Consider the following 17,287-nt stretch of genomic DNA (forward strand, 5'->3'; position numbering starts at 1 on the left):
CCATGGGCTGAACAAACCCGGCGTGGTGCGGGAGCGCGAGCGTGAGAAGACAAGTTACGTCACTTGTGGTGAAGCGGCTTCTCATCGCCTTGATTACGCTCGTGATCGTTTCCTTTGCCGTCTTCTTTGCCACCGCACTTTTGCCCGGCGATACAGCCACGATCCTGCTCGGGCAGTCCGCGACGCCCGAAGCCGTCGAGGGTTTGCGCAAGGCCATGCATCTCAATGATCCCGCGATCATCCGATTCCTGAGATGGATGGCCGGGCTCGTCCAGGGCGATTTCGGCACGTCTTATGCAAATAACGTCCCGGTCGCCAATCTGATACGCGGACGGTTCGCCAACACGATGATGCTTGCAGGACTGACCGCCTCGATCGCCGTGCCGCTCGCCCTGACGCTTGGCATCACCGCCGCAATGTGGCGCGGAACCCTTTACGACCGCATCGTGACAGTTGCGACCATTGGCATCATCTCGGTGCCGGAGTTCATGATCGCAACCCTCGCGGTGCTGCTGTTCGCAGTCTACCTCAAATGGCTGCCGGCACTGTCTTTCACCAACGAGGTCAAGTCGTTCTATGACCTGATGCGGACCTACGCGATGCCGGTCGTAACGCTCACATTCGGCGTTTCGGCACAGATGATCCGCATGACGCGCGCCGCCGTGGTCGAGACGTTGAACACGCCCTATGTCGAGATGGCTCTCCTCAAGGGCGCTTCGCGCCCCCGGCTGGTGCTGAGGCACGCACTGCCCAATGCGCTTGGCCCCATCGTCAATTCGGTCGCACTCTCGCTATCGTATTTGCTCGGCGGTGTGATCATCGTGGAGACCATCTTCAACTATCCCGGCATCGCCAAGCTGATGGTCGATGCCGTTTCGACCCGCGACCTGCCGCTGATCCAGACATGCGCGATGATCTTCTGCCTGGGTTACCTGGCATTGATCACGGCCGCCGACATCATCGCCGTCCTGTCCAATCCGAGGCTGCGATGACGAGAGCGACTTTGTCCGGCCGGTTCGGAATGCGATTGGGCTATCGCTTCAATCTCATAGGCATGTCGGCGCTGAGCATCATTCTTCTCTGGAGCGGCGTCGCCCTTTTCGCCCCGCAGATCATCCCGCATTCGGTTGGCGAGATCGTCGATACCGACTATTTCGGGCCTATGAGCCGAGACCTGTGGTTTGGCTCGGACTATCTCGGCCGGGATATCTTTTCGCGCATCCTGATGGGAGCACGCTACACACTCGGCATCTCGCTTGCCGCCGTCTCCATCGCCTGTTTCAGCGGCGTCGCACTCGGCATGACTGCAGCGGTCGCCGGCGGATGGTTCGACAGCATGTTGAGCCGGTTTCTCGATGCGCTCAACTCTATTCCAAGCAAGCTGTTTGGCCTCGTCGTGGTCGCCGCGGTTGGCTCGTCGATCCCGGCGCTGATTGCGACGCTCTCGGTGATCTACACCCCGGGAGCTTACCGCTTCGCCCGCGCTCTCGCCGTCAATGTCAACACGATGGATTTCATGGCGGTCGCCCGCATTCGAGGCGAAGGCCTGCCCTATCTCATCGCATCCGAGATCCTTCCCAACATTCTCGGTCCCGTGCTTGCCGACCTCGGCCTGCGCTTCGTCTTTATCGTGCTCCTGCTCTCTGGCCTGTCCTTTCTAGGTCTCGGCGTGCAACCACCCTACGCCGACTGGGGAGCGCTGGTCCGCGAGAATATCGGTGGCCTGCCCTTTGGCGCACCGGCGGTGATCTTCCCTTCGCTCGCCATCGCAAGTCTCACGATTAGCGTCAACCTTCTGATCGACAACCTGCCGAGCAGGATTCGCGACCGGAGCGCCGAATGACCGGAAACCTCGTCGAGATCCGCAATCTCAGGGTTGAGGCAACGACCGACGCAGACAGACGGGTCGAGATCATCAAGGGCGTCAGCCTCGACATCGCCGAGGGCGAGATCGTCGCCCTCATCGGCGAGAGCGGCTCGGGCAAAACCACGATTGCCATGACGCTGATGGGCTACACCCGGCAAGGCTGCGCAATCACCGGCGGCGAAGTACACCTCGCTGGCGTCGACATGGTGAAGCTCTCGGAAGCGGAACGCGCGGGCATTCGCGGGACGAGGGTCGCCTACGTGCCGCAGAGCGCTGCGGCCGCCTTCAACCCTGCACTCACCATCATGGATCAGGTCATCGAGGTGGCGCGCATCCACAAGCTGATGTCGACCGCAGAGGCACAAGCGAAAGCCCTTTCGCTGTTCAAAGCACTGTCGCTGCCGGAGCCGGAAACGATCGGCAACCGCTATCCGCACCAGGTCTCGGGCGGCCAGTTGCAGCGCCTCGCCGCCGCGATGGCCCTGATCGGCCAACCGAAGGTCGTCATCTTCGACGAGCCCACCACGGCGCTCGATGTCACGACCCAGGTTGAGGTGCTGCGCGCGTTCAAGGCTGTCACGGCGCAGCACAGCATCGCCGGCGTCTACGTCTCGCATGATCTGGCCGTCGTCGCCCAGATCGCCGACAGGATCGTCGTGCTCAAAGACGGCACGGTCCAGGAAACGGGCACGACCAGCGAAATCCTCGAGGAGGCCCGGCACCCCTATACAAGGGAACTGCTGGCCGCGTTCAGGCCGAAGGCACAACAGCGCGGGCCTGAACACGAGGACGCGACCGACGGTCACCTGCTTCAGGTCGACAATCTGACAGTCGGCTACGGCCCTCGTCGGCGCGATGGACAACCGTTGATCAGCGCCGTCCAGGCAGTCAGCCTCAAGCTGGATCGTGGGCGTAATCTCGGCATTATCGGCGAGTCCGGCTGTGGCAAGTCAACGCTTGCCCGGGCGATTGCCGGGATCCTGCCGGCCCATGCGGGCGACATCATCTTCGATGGGCGCGAATTGGGGAAAGCCGGCCGCGGCCGTACCCGCAACGAACTCCGCAAGATTCAGATCGTGTTCCAGCACGCTGACACAGCGCTCAACCCCGCGAAGTCGGTGGAAGACATCTTGAGACGTCCCCTCACCTTCTACCACGGCATGAAGGGCAAAGCGCGCGATGCGCGCGTCAGCGAGCTTCTTGATCTGGTCCATCTCCCCAAATCGGTGCGCCATCGATTGCCAGGAGAACTTTCAGGCGGTCAAAAGCAGCGGGTGAACTTTGCTCGAGCGCTCGCTGCCGAGCCGACGCTCATCCTGTGCGACGAGATCACGTCGGCTCTCGATACGGTCGTGGCGGCCGCGGTGGTCGAGCTCCTGAAGGAGTTGCAGCGCGAGCTCGGCCTCTCCTACATCTTCATCAGCCATGACCTGTCGGTCGTAGAGGCAATCTGCGACGAGATCATCGTGATGTATCGCGGCCAGAAGGTCGAGGAGATCACGCCGAACCGGTTGGCGGCACCGCAGCACCCTTATACGCGGCTGCTGTTCTCTTCGGTCCCCAAACTCGATCCCACCTGGCTCGACAATCTGAAGCAGAACGCCGAAGAGGTGCGGGCCTATTGCCACCAGTAGAGGCGCTGGCGCAGCCGGCAATCAGGCAGGAAAGAGGCTGGTCAGCGGCATCTGCGAGCGCACGATGGGCGACTTCAGGACGACGAAGCTGAAATATTTGTCGATGCCGATATCCATGTCCGTCAGGCGTTCCATGATCGTCTGGTACTCGCCGATGCTGGCGGTGACGAACTTCAGCATGTAATCGTATCCGCCGGAGACGAGATGGCATTCGATCAGCTGATCGACCTTGTCGACCGCCGCCAGGAAGCGGGCGAAGTCGATTTGCCGATGGTTCTTCAACGTCACTTCCGTGAACACGGTCAGCGTCTGTCCGAGCTTGCGCACATTGATCTGGGCCGAGTAGCCCTCGATGTAGCCCTCGCTCTGCAGTCTCTTCACACGCATGAGACATGGGCTCGGCGACAGGTTGACCAACTCGGCGAGCTCGACATTTGTGATGCGACCGTTCTTCTGGAGTTCGTGGAGGATCTTGATGTCGATCCGGTCCAGCTTCATTGACGATCCTCCATTGAGCACGCGCCGGAAGGCGCAGCATAAAATTTGGTCCAATGAGCCAAAAGCCCACCTATCCTGTATCCGTTGGCCACCGCCGGCGTCATATCATTCAGGTAGAATGCCGTTTTGCAGGATAATGAGGATACAGCACAAAATGCTGGGCTGCCATCGAATCCAGCGCCGTTCGCGCCGATGCGCGACATACGATGCGGCGAGCGAAATCTAGGACGTCAGGATGCCTGCGCCACTCTGCCACATCGAGACCTCGCCGGATCTTCCCCACAGCGCCGACGTGGTGATCATTGGAGGCGGCATTATCGGGGTGTTTGCCGCCTACTATCTCACCCTGCGAGGCCTCAGCGTCGCTCTCGTGGAGAAGGGGCGGATCGGGGCCGAGCAATCCAGCCGAAACTGGGGCTGGTGCCGCCAGCAAAACCGCGATGCGCGAGAACTGCCGATCGCAACCAAGAGCCTGGACCTGTGGGAGAGCTTTGGCGCCGAAAGCGGCGAGAGCACCGGCTTCTCTCGCTGCGGCCTCCTGTACCTCAGCAACGATGAGGCGGAGCTCGACGGCTGGGCGCGCTGGCGCGACTTCGCCCGTACGGCCGGCGTGACCACGCACATGCTCGATGCGACCGAGGCGACGCGGCGCGGCGCGGCGACGGGCCGCGCCTGGAAGGGCGGCGTCTTCTCGCCAACCGACGGCACCGCCGATCCCGCCAATGCAGCGCCGGCGGTCGCGCGGGCGATCCTCAGGCGTGGAGGCTCGGTGCGCCAGATGTGCGCGGCGCGCGGGCTGGAGACCGAGGGCGGCCGGATCAGCGCGGTCGTGACGGAGCACGGAACGATTCGCACGCGTGTCGCCATACTGGCAGGCGGCGCGTGGTCTTCGTCCTTCTGCCACCAGGCCGGCATTCGGCTTCCGCTCGCCTCGATCCGCTCGTCCATTCTCTCCGTCTCGGCAGGCACGAAGAGCCTACCGGACGCGCTCCACACCGCCGCCGTTTCGGTGACGAAACGCGGCGACGGCGGATACACGCTCGCCATCAGCGGTCGCGGACGCGTCGATCCAACCGCGCAGCAGTTCCGCTTCGCCCCGCAGTTCCTGCCGATGTTCGCGCGCCGCTGGCGCAGTCTGCTCCCCGGCGGCCTCGAGGGCGTGAGGTCGGGACACGAAACGCTCCGCCGTTGGCGCGCGGGCAGCCCGACGCCGATGGAGCGCGTTCGCATCCTCGATCCCACGCCCGATCAAAGCACGATCGAACTCACGCATCGGCGCGCCCTCGAATTGTTACCGGCACTGAAGGACACGAAGATCACCGCCACGTGGGGCGGCTACATCGACTCGACACCCGATGGCGTGCCGGTCATCGGAGAAGCGTCCGGCCTGCCTGGGTTGATATTGGCGGCGGGCTTCAGCGGCCACGGCTTTGGTATCGGCCCAGCATCCGGGCACCTCGTCGCGGACTTGGTGACCGGCGCGGCGCCGATCGTCGATCCCAGGCCCTACCGGGCCGAGCGCTTCGCCGGATTTACGGTCGGCAAGGTTTCGGACTTTTAGGGATTGGCAACGACGCGTCGCGATAGCAGCAACCGCTCTACAAGTACCGCAATCGCTCTGGCGCAACGAAATACCAGGTTCGCTAGATCGTTGCGATGTCAACCAAAGACCCCGCGAAGTCCCAGTTCCCGACCGGCAGCGCCGCGCCCGCGTCGATCGTCGACGCCCTGAAAGCGGTAGCTGGTGATCCACCAAAGGTACGCGCGAGCTTTGCCAAGGGCCAATGCGTCCATGGCGCTTATATCCCGTCGGATCAGGCGGAGGAGATTACGAAATCCCAGAGCTTCACTAGACCATCGCGCGTACTGGCGCGCTTCTCGGTCGGCAGCGGCAATCCCAGGGTTACGGATACCGACAAGCTCGCGCTGCGCGGCTTCAGTTTCAGGCTCGGGAACGTTGATCATCGGTCCGACATTCTCACGCAGAGCGCTCCGGTGCATTATGCAAGGACGCTCGACCAGATGCTGGCGTTCCTCGACGCGAGCATTCCGCGAGAGGACGACAAGCCGGATATGGAGAGAATCAGCGCATTCGCCGCCGCCAATCCCGAAACGCAGCATCAGGCCGATTACATCGCCGCGCGCCCGCTGCCGGCGAGCTTTGCTGGAACAACCTACTGGGGCGTGCATGCCTTTCCCGCGACGAATTCGATGGGGGAGACTCGGTTCATCAAGTTCAAGGTCACGCCGGTCGGCGGAGATATCGCGCTGGCGGAGGACGAAGCCAAGGCGAAGTCTGCGGATTTTTTGCACGAAGATCTCGAACATCGGATCGCCGCAGGCGATGCCCGCTTCAGCGTGATGGCCCTGCTCGATCGTCCCGGGGATCCCACTATGGACGCGACCATCCGTTGGCCAGACGAAGACAGACGGGAGGCGCTGCGGTTGGGAACAATCGTCATCACAGCTATCGATCCAAACGAAGCGTGCGACGCCTTCTTCTTCGATCCGGCAAATCTCGCCGAAGGCATCGGTCATCCGCCGGACGAGATCTTCGCGGCGCGCAGCGCTGCCTACGCTATCTCGTTTGCGAGGCGTCGTTGATCGAGCGAGCCCCCTGATGGCCGCGGACTATGTATCGTCTTCCGGCGCGCCCAGTGTTTCGCGGCGCCACACGCCTGGGCTGACGCCGACCGCGGCCGAAAATACCTTCGTGAAGTGGCTTTGATTGGCAAACCCGGCCGATAGTGCAATCTCGGCCAGCGGCAGCTCGCGTACAGTCATCAACTGCTTGGCCGCCTTCACGCGCTGGCGCAGCAGCCATTGGTGCGGCGGCAAACCAGCCGAAACCCGAAATGCACGTGAAAAATGGCTGACGGAGAGACCGAACTCGGCCGCGATCTGCTGCAACGAAAGCTGCCCGCCGAGATCGGATTCGAGTTTTTCGCAGGCGCGCTTCACTTGCCACGCAGCGAGACCGCCGCGGCTCGACACGGTGATGCGCTCCAGTCCGCCATAGGCCTGCGCGATGTGCGCCGTGAACGCGAGCATCATGTGATCGATGAAAAGCTGGTTGGCCTCGGCCGGCCGACGCAGCCCTTCCAACAGCGATGCTCCGATATGACGCATGACCTTGTCGTCATGGCCGAAGCCGAACTGACAAGCGAGATCGCCAACACGCCGTGTACGGGATTCTTTAGCGATGGTGTCGAGCGCTGAACGCGGAAGATAAAACTGGAGGGAATGGAAGGGCTTGTTGATGATAAAGCCCGGATCGCTCCTGAGGTCGTACAGATACGTTGTACCGGGTCTGACATCCGTCTTCGTGACGCACTTGCCGTGATCCCAGAGTTCGCAGTCCGGGTAATTGCGAAGCTTCAGGCTGACGAGATAGGCCTCATCGGCCACTGAGCCGGAACGGCCTGGCACGGGGGTATCATCCTGGGTTTCGGTGACCGCGAGATCGACGCCGCGCATTGAACGCGTGATCAGCGAGGGCGGTGCATCCCTCAGGCGCAACTGCTGCCTGACCCTTTCTCCGAAGGTGCTCGCCTGTGCCATAGGCGTGGTCCCTTAGGTTTCGCTTCCTGTTGCACCAAACGCTTCGCGGCGCCACACGCCTGGGCTGACACCGACCGCGGCCGAGAATACCCGCGTGAAGTGGCTTTGATTGCCAAACCCGACCGAAACTGCGATTTCGGCCAGCGGCAGATCGCGGACAGTCATCAACTGCTTGGCCGCTTTCACGCGCCGATGGAGCAGCCATTGATGCGGCGGCAGTCCGGTGGAGAATCGAAACGCGCGCGAAAAATGACTGACCGAGAGGTCAAACTCGGCCGCGATTTGTTGCAATGAAATCGTCCCGCCGAGGTCAGACTCGAGCCTTTCGCAGGCTCGCTTCACCTGCCACGGCGCAAGACCGCCGCGAGCCAGCTCGCCGGTTCGCCTCAGCCCGCCATAAGCCTGGGCGACATGCGCGGTAAGCGCAAGCATCATGTGATCGATGAAAAGCTGGTTGGCCTCGGCCGGCCGACGCAGTCCCTCCAGCAGCGACGCGCCAACATGACGGACGACCGTGTCGTCGTGTCCGACACCGGGCTGATAGTCAAGTTCGCCGACGCGTGGAGCGCCGCTCTGTTTGGCCATGTCGTCGAGCGCCGAGCGCGGCAGATAGAAAAAGACGGAGTGGAACGGCTTGTCAATTACGTAGCGTGGATCGCGCTTCAGGTCATAAAGATAGGTTGCGCCGGCGCGGACATCCGTCTTGATGACGCACCGACCCCGTTCCCAACATTCGCAGTCGGGGTAGTCGCGAAACTTGAGGCTTACGAGATAGGCATCCTCGGCGGGAAAGGGGCCGGAAAGATCGCACACCGGATCGTCATTCCGGGTTTCGGTGACCGCGAGCTCGGCGCTGCGCAGCGAATGCGTTATCAGCGAGGGCGCCTCCTTCAAAAACAAGGGCCGCCCGAGCCTCTGTCCGTAGACCCCCGCTTGTGGCATATGTGTCAATCTCATCCAGTGGAATTTGACCTGGCGGGCCATTGCTGCGCCCGACCAGATCGAGAATGCATTATCGGAGGTAGGCGAGCACCCGTCCAGACTAGCTCGTCAACTGACAGGTGTGTCGGCCGAGTCCCCGATTAATTCTCGGCAAGACGATTTTTCAAAGCGATTCCAACGCAATTGGCGCTCGTCTCGCCAGGTTCCACAAGATCACTCTCGGGTTCCATCGTGCGTTTGTGAAGCCGGCACTTCCAAGCCTTCCCGCATTGACCACGCCGACCGCCGCATCCGCCGCTCGAATAGGCTTTGAGCAGAATCAGGCAAAGCACGCCCGGTTTGGAAAAGACCCCGTAGTTCTCCGCGCCTAGAACGCGATCGAAAGGTCGCGGCGCTTAGGCGCATCGATACGGGCAGACAGGAAGCATCGGCTTCGTAACAGCCCGCAAGTTACGCCGAGCAGCGCGAGTGTCGGCCCCACAAACGCGAGCATACGCCATGAGCAAGCCGATCTTGAAGTTTTATGTGTATAAGAGACAGGGCGTACAGCGACTGGAGCGGCGCACCGGGAAATCGTCAAGCGCGCGATGGGACATTCCCGGGCTTGTCGACGTGGTCCAGCTTTATCTGCCGCACACGACGCTTGAGCGGATTGCGCATGAAGCCGACAAAGCCGAACCGGGCGATCTCCTGGAGCGAACCGCACATCCCGACATGATCACATCCCGCCTGCTTATGAGTGCGTCGGACGCGCTGGACGGCAATGCGGCCCTGGATGCTCTGTTCAGGCATCAGCTTACGGATCTTCTGGCCACGCGCCTGCTCGCTGCGCACGCGGATACGCCAACCCCGTTCCAGCCAGTTGCAGGTGGGCTGTCACCGACAGTCCTGCGCCGCGCCATCGAGCGCCTGCGCTCCGATAGCGATGCGGACCTCTCTCTCTCCGCGCTTGCTTCGGATGCGGGGCTGTCGCGCTTTCACTTCTGCCGAGCCTTCAAGGAAAGCACTGGTCTTTCACCTCATGCCTGGATGCGCCAACACCGGCTCGAGCAGGCCATGAACATGCTGCGCGACACCGACACATCGATCGCCTTGGTGGCGGCAGAGCTTGGCTATGCCTCTCAAACGGCCTTCGCCGCAGCGTTCAGGCGATTGACCGGAGAAACGCCGAGCGATTGGCGGCGGCGCATGCGGTGCATGCAATGAGGTCACTCCGGTAATCCCGCTTGACGCAAGCCGTCTTGGAAGCGGGCGAGATGCTCCGGTCGTCGGATCGGAATCCAGCCTTCGAGGCTGGAAACACGAAACTCGGGATTCAGCTTCTGCAAGTGCTCGACCGCGGTGTGCGCCTGCTCGGCACGACCGGCAAGCGCGTGGCTTGCGGCGATGATGGCCACCAGCACCAGGAAGCTGGGCAATTGCTTGAAGGACTGTTCTGCCCAGTACGAGGCCATGTCAAAGCGCCCCGCAAATAAATGCGACAGCGCTACGCCTGCCTGCATCCGGAACATCTCCGGATCCAGCGGGCTGAAACGCATCGCGCGCGCAAAGAATTCGATCGCAGCGTCGGGGTCCCCGTTCTCGGTTCTGAGAAAGCCTCCCAGGAACCAGGCCGACGCCAGGTTCGGGTTGAGCACAAGGGCCTTGTCCACCAGCGCGATCGCCCCCTCCACGTCGCCGGCAAGATGGGCAAGAGCATGTCCACCCCTGGTGAGCGCGACGGCATCGTCCTTGCCCAATTCCACCGCAAGGCGGGCCAATCGGAGGCCTTCGGCGATTTCCTGCTCTCGATCGGTCATCCAGCCGTTGACCTTTCGCCAGAAATGACACCACGCTGCCATTGCATGGGCGGAGGCAAACTCCGGATCGAGCTGCATGGCCTTGTAGAACAGGGGAAGCGCCTCGTCGATCGACTCGCGGGTCCCTCGATGCAGGTGGGGCATGGCACGCAAATAATTGTCGTATGCACTGAGGCTGCCAGTCGGTTTCCGTCTGGCGCGCTCGATCTCCGCTCGTTCGAGCTGGGAGGCGACTGCTCCGACGATGCTGTTCGCAATCTGATCCTGAAGCTCGAAAATGTCGTCGAGCGGCCCTTCGAACCTTTCCGCCCACAGGTGGGTGCCGGTCGCGACGTCTACGAGTTGGCCCGTGATGCGAATGCGGTTCTCGGACTTGCGCACGCTGCCTTCGACGACGTAGCGGACGCCGAGCTCGCGCCCCACCTGCTTTTCGTCGACCGTCTTGCCCTTGTAGGTGAAGCTTGAATTGCGGGCGATCACGAACAGCCAGCGAATACGAGACAGCGCGGTGATCAAATCCTCGACGACGCCATCCGCAAAATAATCCTGCTCGACATCGCGACTGAGGTTCCGGAACGGCAGGACCGCGAGCGACGGGGACTCCGGCAAGGGCAGAGCAGGCGCCGGGATGTCCGGGGCAGTGATCGGGGTGCTGATGGGCAATTCGCGTTCTTCGATCTTGCCGACAAACCGAAGGCCTTTGCGCGAAACCGTCCTGATCAGGCGCTGCTCCTTGCCAGTGTCCCCGATCGCCTTGCGCACCGCGTTGATGTGACTGGTCAGCGTCGACTCGGAAACGATCCGTCCTTCCCAAACACTCTCGAGAAGGTCGTCTCTTGTCACAACCTGCTCCCGCTTCTGGATCAAGAAAAGCAACAGATCGAATACCTTAGGTCCGATCGTAATCAGTTCGGCGCCTCGCCTGAGCTCGCGGCGTCCGGCGTCCAAGCAATAATTTTCGAATGAGTACGGCACTTCTCGCACTCCGCTTGGACAAGAAGCCAAGGAATATCCAACCGCAATTCAGGGCGGCTGCAAGGATTTCCATCCCGCACGCGCGCACTCTCCCCTCGCGTTCAGGAAAACGCCATTGGTGTTCAGATAAATCGAGGGAAAGTGATGAAGATCGTCGTTATTGGTGGCACCGGCCTTATCGGAACCAAGCTTGCGGGCAAGCTCCGCGAGAAGGGCCACGAGGTGGTTCCAGCGGCACCCAGCACGGGCGTCAACACGATCACGGGCGAGGGTCTCGAAAAGGCCCTGTCGGCTGCGGAAATCGTCATCGACGTCGCGAACTCGCCCTCTTTCGAGGACGAGCCCGCTCTGAGCTTCTTCGAAAGTTCGGGCCGCAATCTGCTCGCTGCCGAGCGCGCCGCAGGCGTCCGGCACCATATCGCGCTGTCGATTGTCGGCACGGATCGGCTTCCGGAATGCGGTTACTTCCGTGCCAAGCTGGCGCAGGAGAACCTGATTAATGCGTGCAAGATCCCCTATACGGTCCTGCGCGCGACTCAGTTCTTCGAGTTTGTTGGCGGAATCGTCGAGTCCTCGTCCGATGGACAGATCGTCAGACTGTCGCCTGCCCTGTTTCAGCCGGTCGCCTCGGACGATGTCGCCGCCGCGCTCGCCGACATCACGCTCGGCGCTCCAGTCAACGGTTTGGTTGAGTTGGCAGGCCCGGAGCGGTTTAGCCTCGACGAATTCGGTCGGAAATATCTGATCGCGATGAAGGATCCGCGCAAAGTCGTCGCCGACATCCATGCCCGCTATTTCGGCGCGGAGCTCGATGATCAGTCTCTCATGCCTGGCAGTGGTCCCCGGCTCGGCTCAGTGCGTTTCGAGGACTGGCTGGCGAGGCTCCCGCAAGCGACCCGGCGTTCGGGCAATTGACCGGAGAAATACCGAGCGACTGGCGACGCTGCGGTAGCAGCAATCGCTCTGCAGGTGCCGCAATCGCTCTGGCGCAGTTGCAGCTCACTCCCGCTAAATCATCAGGGTCCCGAGACCCCAAGAGACGGAGACGAACGATGACCTCGAAGACCTTCGTCAGCCTCTTTGCAATCGCACCGCGACGCCGGCTGGTCGCAAGCGCAATCGTCTACGGACTGTCGTTGGCAGTTCGCTTCACCTCTGCAACGGGCGAGGAGGTGGAAATTCCACCGCAGTCCCTGCAGAGGACGACCCCGGCGATGTCCATCATCGCCAACGATAACGCGCCGCTTCCCTACGCCAACTGGGGTGGCCCGAACGCCACCGAGCCGATCTTCTTTCGCCGCCCCTGGCCGCTGCGGGCGTCATCGATGCCGAGCTGCCCCTCCCCTTAAGACCTAACGACTCCATTTCACGTCTTCGCGCGTCGACCACACGAAACCGCAACAGCAGCGGCGGCGGCAACGCGCGTATGCCCGAAGATCAACCACAGGAGAAGATCACATGCGAATAGTCATCATCGGCGCCGGCTTCGCCGGCATGTACGCCGCACTTTCCGCCGCCCGAGTGCGGGACATTCAGGGCGCTTCGCCGGAAGAACTCGAGATCGCGCTGGTTGCACCGGAGCCGACGCTGGTGATTCGGCCGCGGCTCTACGAAGCGAAGCCGGAAACCCTGACGGCGCCTCTGCTGGATGTTCTCAAGTCCATCGACGTTGTCTACGTGCAAGGCAGCGCCGAAACGGTCGATACCAAGTCCCGCATGCTGCAGGTCGCGACTGCCAAGGGCACGCGAAAGACGCTCTCCTATGACCGCCTGGTCGTGGCCACCGGCAGCCGGCTGTTCCGTCCGAATATTCCGGGCCTCGCCGAGCATGGCTTCAGTGTCGACTCGCTCGATGATGCCGTTGCGCTCGACCGGCATCTGCACAGCCTGGCGGATCGGCCGGCAAGAAACGGGCGCGACACCGTCGTCGTTGCCGGCGGCGGCTTCACCGGCATCGAAGCGGCGACCGAGATGCCTGCGCGGCTTCGCGCGATTCTCGGCAAGGATGCCAAGCCGCGCGTGATCATCGTCGAACGCAACGGTGCGATCGCTCCCGATATGGGCGCTGGCCCTCGTCCCATCATCGAGGATGCCCTGCGCAAGGTCGGCGTAGAGACCCGGGTCGGCGCTGGCGTTACCTCGCTCGATGAAACCGCTGTCACGCTTTCAAATGGCGAACGCATCGAAGCGGAAACCGTAGTCTGGGCGGCAGGCATTCGCGCCGCGCCATTGACCCAGCAGATCCCCGCCGAGCGCGACAATTTCGGCCGGCTGCTGGTTGATCAGGATCTGCGTGTGACATCGGTGCCTGGCGTCTTTGCCACCGGCGATGCCGCAAAGGCAGCGTGCGACGATGCCGGCAACTTTGCGCTGATGTCCTGCCAGCACGCCACCAGGATGGGCGCCTTCGCGGGCAACAACGCCGCCGCAGAGCTCCTGGGCGTCCCGACCAAGCCGTATCACCAGAAGGCCTACGTCACGTGCCTCGACCTCGGCGAAGCCGGCGCGCTCTTCACGCGAGGCTGGGAACGGAAAGTCGAGATCGTCGGCGAGGTTGCAAAGAAGACCAAGCACGAGATCAACACGGTGTGGATCTACCCGCCGCGCGCCGAGCGTGCCGCCGCGCTGGCGTCGGCCGATCCGGATCACGTCACCGAGGTCTGAGGGCCTCACGCGACACGGCCGCACTTCCCACGCAGAAGCGCGGCTCCCTCGCTATCGACCAAACTGGAGCTCACCACGATGAAACACGAGACCGTCCGCACGAGCGCGTTCGCCATGCCGTTGACGAACCCGGCCTTTCCACCCGGCCCCTATCGCTTCATCAATCGCGAGTACTTCATCATCCAGTACCGGACGGATCCCGAGGCGCTGCGCCGGATTGTACCGGCGCCACTCGAGCTGACCGAACCTGTGGTGAACTACGAGTTCATCCGCATGCCGGATTCAACTGGGTTTGGCGACTACACCGAAAGCGGCCAGGTCATCCCGGTATCCTATCAAGGTCAGGCCGGCAGCTTTACCCATCAGATGTTCCTCAACGATCATCCGCCCATCGCCGGCGGGCGTGAGCTGTGGGGCTTTCCCAAGAAGCTGGCGCAACCGAAGCTCGCGGTCGAGATCGATACCCTGGTCGGCACCCTGAACTACGGCTCGGTGCGCATCGCGACCGGCACCATGGGTTACAAGCACCGCGCCCTCGACATCGAAGCCGAGGCCAGGAAACTCGCCGCTCCCAATTTCCTGCTCAAGATCATCCCGCATGTCGACGGCTCGGCGCGCATCTGCGAGCTGGTCCGCTACCACCTCGAAGCGATCACCGTGAAAGGTGCTTGGACCGGGCCGGCAGCGCTGGACCTGTATTCGCACGCCCTGGCCCCCGTAGCCGAACTGCCCGTCCTCCAAGTGCTTTCGGCCAAGCACCTCATCGCCGACCTGACGCTCGGGCTTGGCACTGTCGTCCACGACTACCTGGCGCCGGGCGCTACCGCACAACGACGCGAGTCCAGGTCCGAGATCCTTATCGAAGCAAACGCAGGCTGATCGGATCAGCCGCAAGATCGGGAGTTTACGAGATGCTGAAGGTGATGCGCGAGCAAGTGAGTTCCGTGCCGCAGCCGTCCACGTCGCTGCCATATGACGTCGTCGCCCTGGTGCTGCAGGGCGGCGGAGCTCTGGGAGCCTATCAGGCCGGAGTGTATGAGGGCCTGCACGAAGCCGGTATCAGGCCGAACTGGTTGGCCGGCATTTCGATCGGCGCGCTCAATGCGGCGATCATTGCCGGATCGCCGGAAGACCAACGGGTCGAGCGGCTACGCGAGTTCTGGGAGACTATCTGTGCGTGTCCGCTGGGATGGCCCGCCGGCGAAGGGCTAGCCAATGCCCTGCCATTCGCGTTCGATATGCGCTCGCTGCACAACGCGCTTGCCGCGATGAGGGCCTTATTCCAGGGTCAGCCCGGCTTCTTCAAGCCTCGATTCCCCGCGCCGTTCTGGTCGCCTTTTTCGGGTGATGCAGCGACCAGCTTCTACGACACCGCACCGTTGCAGCGGACGCTGGAGAAGCTCGTCGATTTCGATCGGCTGAACGCGGGCGAGGTACGCGTCAGCGTCGGCGCGGTCAACGTTCGCACCGGTAACCTGACCTACTTCGACACGACCGAACGTAAGCTGGGACCGAAGCATTTCATGGCTTCCGGCGCTTTGCCACCGGGGTTCCCTGCCGTCGAGATCGAAGGCGAACACTATTGGGATGGCGGCGTCGTCTGGAACACTCCTCTCTCACGCGTGCTGTCCAGCGAGCCGCGCGACACACTGACATTCCAGGTCGATCTCTGGTCTGCCAGGGGTCGTGTTCCCCACGACATGATGGAGGTGTCGAGCCGGCAGAAGGACATCCAATATTCGAGCCGTACGCGCGCCATCACGGACCAGGCGCTACGCATGCAGAAGATGCGTCAGGCGTTGCAGCGGACGATCCAGGACTTGCCGGAACGCGCGAAGCAGGATCCGGAAATCCGCGCCATCGCGGACATGGCCCGCCATCGCTCCTACAACATCGTCCACCTCATCTACCAGTCCAAGATCTACGAGGGCCAGTCAAAGGACTACGAGTTCGGGCTGAACGCAATGCGCGCGCATTGGCAAAGCGGTCTGGACGACATCCGCCGCACGCTGGCCGACCCACGCCGCCTGGACCCGCCCGCTCCCGAGCTCGGCATCATCACGCATGACGTCCACCGCCCCGATTGAGATCTAGCGTCCCCCCGACTTCGGAGAGAACCATGTCGATCCTTTCGTATGCTTCCGAGCAGAAAACGAAAACCAGCATTCGCCCGTCGCGTCAGGCGATCCGGCGCGCGGCGCTGGCGTTCGCCGCCGCCCTCGGCGTGGCCGGGGCCGCCGCTTTCAGCCACTACTACATCACCACCGGCCGCTATCTGGAAACGACCGACGACGCCTACGTCAAGGCCGACTCCACAGTCATTGCGCCGAAGGTTTCCGGCTACATCGCCGAAGTGCTGGTCGCCGACAACGAACCGGTGAAGGCCGGCCAGGTGCTGGCCCGGATCGACGATCGCGATTTCAAGACCGCGCTGAACCAGGCCAAGGCCGACATTGCGGCCTCGGAAGCCGCGGTCAAGAACCTCGACGCGCAGATCGAATTGCAGCAGCCTCTCATTCAACAGCAGGCGGCCGAAGTCGATGCGACCGAAGCTGGTCTGAAATTCGCGCAGCAGGAGCGCGCCCGCTACGACGAGCTCATGAGGTCGGGCTCGGGAACGATACAACGCGCCCAGCAGACCGACGCAGCATTGCGCTCGCAGACCGCACAGCTTCAGCAGGGTAAGGCGGGATTGCTCGCAGCCAACAAGAAAGTCGAGGTGCTATCGACCCAGCGCACGCAAGCTGTCGCGCAACTCGATCGCGCACGCGCGGTCGAGCACCAGGCTGCCCTGAACCTCTCCTACACCCAGATCACGGCTCCGGTCGACGGCACGATCGGTGCGCGGACACTCCGCGTCGGCCAATATGTGCAGGCAGGCACGCAGCTGATGGCGGTAGTTCCGCTCGACCAAGTCTATGTGGTCGCCAATTTCAAGGAGACCCAACTCACCCATGTGCGCAATGGCCAGCCGGTCGAGCTGCGGCTCGACAGCTTCCATTCGACCAGGCTGAAAGGCCATGTCGATAGCCTGTCGCCGGCGAGTGGCCTGGAATTCGCGCTGCTCCCGCCGGACAACGCGACCGGCAACTTCACGAAGATCGTGCAGCGCGTGCCGGTGAAGATCGTGCTCGATGACCGGAGCCTGAGCGGTCTGCTGCGCCCCGGCATGTCTGCGGAGCCGACTGTCGACACCAAGTCCACTGTCGTCGCCGAACGCGAGGCCGAAAAGCGGCTCGCATCGCGCGGCGGCAAGCCCCGCAGCTGACTCCCCTATCCAGCCTCGCGAGCGAGGAAACCGTCATGACCACATTGCAAACCACGATCGATGCCACTCCCGCCAGCGA

16 protein-coding genes are annotated in these 17,287 nt (G+C 62.5%); 12 read left to right on the forward strand and 4 right to left on the reverse strand.

All coding sequences use genetic code 11. The features are described 5' to 3' along the window. Positions 1-41: 41 nt before the first annotated feature. From Q2941_RS14245 to Q2941_RS14255, 3 genes are read left to right on the forward strand one after another with little or no spacing between them, the layout of a single operon-like run. The gene (locus Q2941_RS14245; RefSeq protein ID WP_027526185.1) at positions 42-992 is read left to right on the forward strand and encodes an ABC transporter permease; all 951 of its coding nucleotides are present in this window, start codon (positions 42-44) and stop codon (positions 990-992) included. Continuing rightward, on the forward strand, positions 989-1,843 hold the full coding sequence (locus Q2941_RS14250) for an ABC transporter permease (protein WP_027526184.1): 855 nt from the start codon (positions 989-991) through the stop codon (positions 1,841-1,843). The genes Q2941_RS14245 and Q2941_RS14250 overlap by 4 nt, the downstream gene beginning before the upstream one ends. Then, on the forward strand, positions 1,840-3,501 hold the full coding sequence (locus Q2941_RS14255; protein ID WP_458192843.1) for an ABC transporter ATP-binding protein: 1,662 nt from the start codon (positions 1,840-1,842) through the stop codon (positions 3,499-3,501). The genes Q2941_RS14250 and Q2941_RS14255 overlap by 4 nt, the downstream gene beginning before the upstream one ends. Before the next feature lie 21 nt (positions 3,502-3,522). Here the strand turns inward: Q2941_RS14255 and Q2941_RS14260 are convergent, their stop codons facing one another. Next, positions 3,523-3,999 carry an Lrp/AsnC family transcriptional regulator gene (locus tag Q2941_RS14260; RefSeq protein WP_027526182.1) on the reverse strand — a complete coding sequence of 159 codons (477 nt, stop codon included), beginning with the start codon at positions 3,997-3,999 and terminating at the stop codon, positions 3,523-3,525. A gap of 235 nt (positions 4,000-4,234) precedes the next feature. On the opposite strand from Q2941_RS14260, the gene Q2941_RS14265 reads away from it, so the two are divergent. Both Q2941_RS14265 and Q2941_RS14270 read left to right on the forward strand, forming a co-directional pair. Beyond that, positions 4,235-5,560, forward strand: coding sequence for an NAD(P)/FAD-dependent oxidoreductase (locus Q2941_RS14265; RefSeq protein ID WP_458192844.1), 1,326 nt, complete (start codon positions 4,235-4,237; stop codon positions 5,558-5,560). A gap of 95 nt (positions 5,561-5,655) precedes the next feature. Beyond that, positions 5,656-6,603 carry a catalase family peroxidase gene (locus tag Q2941_RS14270; protein WP_458192845.1) on the forward strand — a complete coding sequence of 316 codons (948 nt, stop codon included), beginning with the start codon at positions 5,656-5,658 and terminating at the stop codon, positions 6,601-6,603. 27 nt (positions 6,604-6,630) lie between these two features. Here Q2941_RS14270 and Q2941_RS14275 read toward each other — a convergent pair whose 3' ends face one another. Both Q2941_RS14275 and Q2941_RS14280 read right to left on the reverse strand, forming a co-directional pair. Further along, complete coding sequence (locus tag Q2941_RS14275; RefSeq protein ID WP_027526179.1) at positions 6,631-7,560, reverse strand: helix-turn-helix domain-containing protein; 930 nt, start codon at positions 7,558-7,560, stop codon at positions 6,631-6,633. Between the two features lie 12 nt (positions 7,561-7,572). Then, complete coding sequence (locus tag Q2941_RS14280; protein WP_458192853.1) at positions 7,573-8,502, reverse strand: helix-turn-helix domain-containing protein; 930 nt, start codon at positions 8,500-8,502, stop codon at positions 7,573-7,575. A gap of 426 nt (positions 8,503-8,928) precedes the next feature. On the opposite strand from Q2941_RS14280, the gene Q2941_RS14285 reads away from it, so the two are divergent. After that, positions 8,929-9,708 (forward strand): helix-turn-helix transcriptional regulator, encoded by a 780-nt coding sequence (locus tag Q2941_RS14285; RefSeq protein WP_458192854.1) that lies wholly within the window; start codon positions 8,929-8,931, stop codon positions 9,706-9,708. Between the two features lie 2 nt (positions 9,709-9,710). On the opposite strand, the gene Q2941_RS14290 is transcribed toward Q2941_RS14285, so the two are convergent. Continuing rightward, entirely contained in the window at positions 9,711-11,276 is a 1,566-nt protein-coding gene (locus Q2941_RS14290) for a winged helix-turn-helix domain-containing tetratricopeptide repeat protein (RefSeq protein ID WP_458192846.1), read from the reverse strand. A gap of 144 nt (positions 11,277-11,420) precedes the next feature. Here Q2941_RS14290 and Q2941_RS14295 point away from each other — a divergent pair, with 144 nt between their 5' ends. From Q2941_RS14295 to Q2941_RS14320, 6 genes are all read left to right on the forward strand, one after another. Beyond that, the gene (locus Q2941_RS14295; RefSeq protein ID WP_254113014.1) at positions 11,421-12,191 is read left to right on the forward strand and encodes an SDR family oxidoreductase; all 771 of its coding nucleotides are present in this window, start codon (positions 11,421-11,423) and stop codon (positions 12,189-12,191) included. A 137-nt stretch (positions 12,192-12,328) separates the two neighbouring features. Continuing rightward, a complete protein-coding gene (locus Q2941_RS14300; protein WP_027526176.1) occupies positions 12,329-12,625 on the forward strand; it encodes a hypothetical protein in 297 nt (98 codons plus the stop codon). 109 nt (positions 12,626-12,734) lie between these two features. After that, positions 12,735-13,940, forward strand: coding sequence for an NAD(P)/FAD-dependent oxidoreductase (locus Q2941_RS14305; RefSeq protein WP_458192847.1), 1,206 nt, complete (start codon positions 12,735-12,737; stop codon positions 13,938-13,940). A gap of 78 nt (positions 13,941-14,018) precedes the next feature. Beyond that, positions 14,019-14,819 (forward strand): acetoacetate decarboxylase, encoded by an 801-nt coding sequence (locus Q2941_RS14310; RefSeq protein WP_027526174.1) that lies wholly within the window; start codon positions 14,019-14,021, stop codon positions 14,817-14,819. Between the two features lie 32 nt (positions 14,820-14,851). After that, a complete protein-coding gene (locus Q2941_RS14315) occupies positions 14,852-16,027 on the forward strand; it encodes a DUF3734 domain-containing protein (RefSeq protein WP_458192848.1) in 1,176 nt (391 codons plus the stop codon). Positions 16,028-16,059: 32 nt separating this feature from the next. Then, on the forward strand, positions 16,060-17,208 hold the full coding sequence (locus Q2941_RS14320; protein WP_458192849.1) for an HlyD family secretion protein: 1,149 nt from the start codon (positions 16,060-16,062) through the stop codon (positions 17,206-17,208). Positions 17,209-17,287: the final 79 nt, after the last annotated feature.

It is taken from the genome of Bradyrhizobium sp. UFLA05-153 (assembly GCF_054185185.1).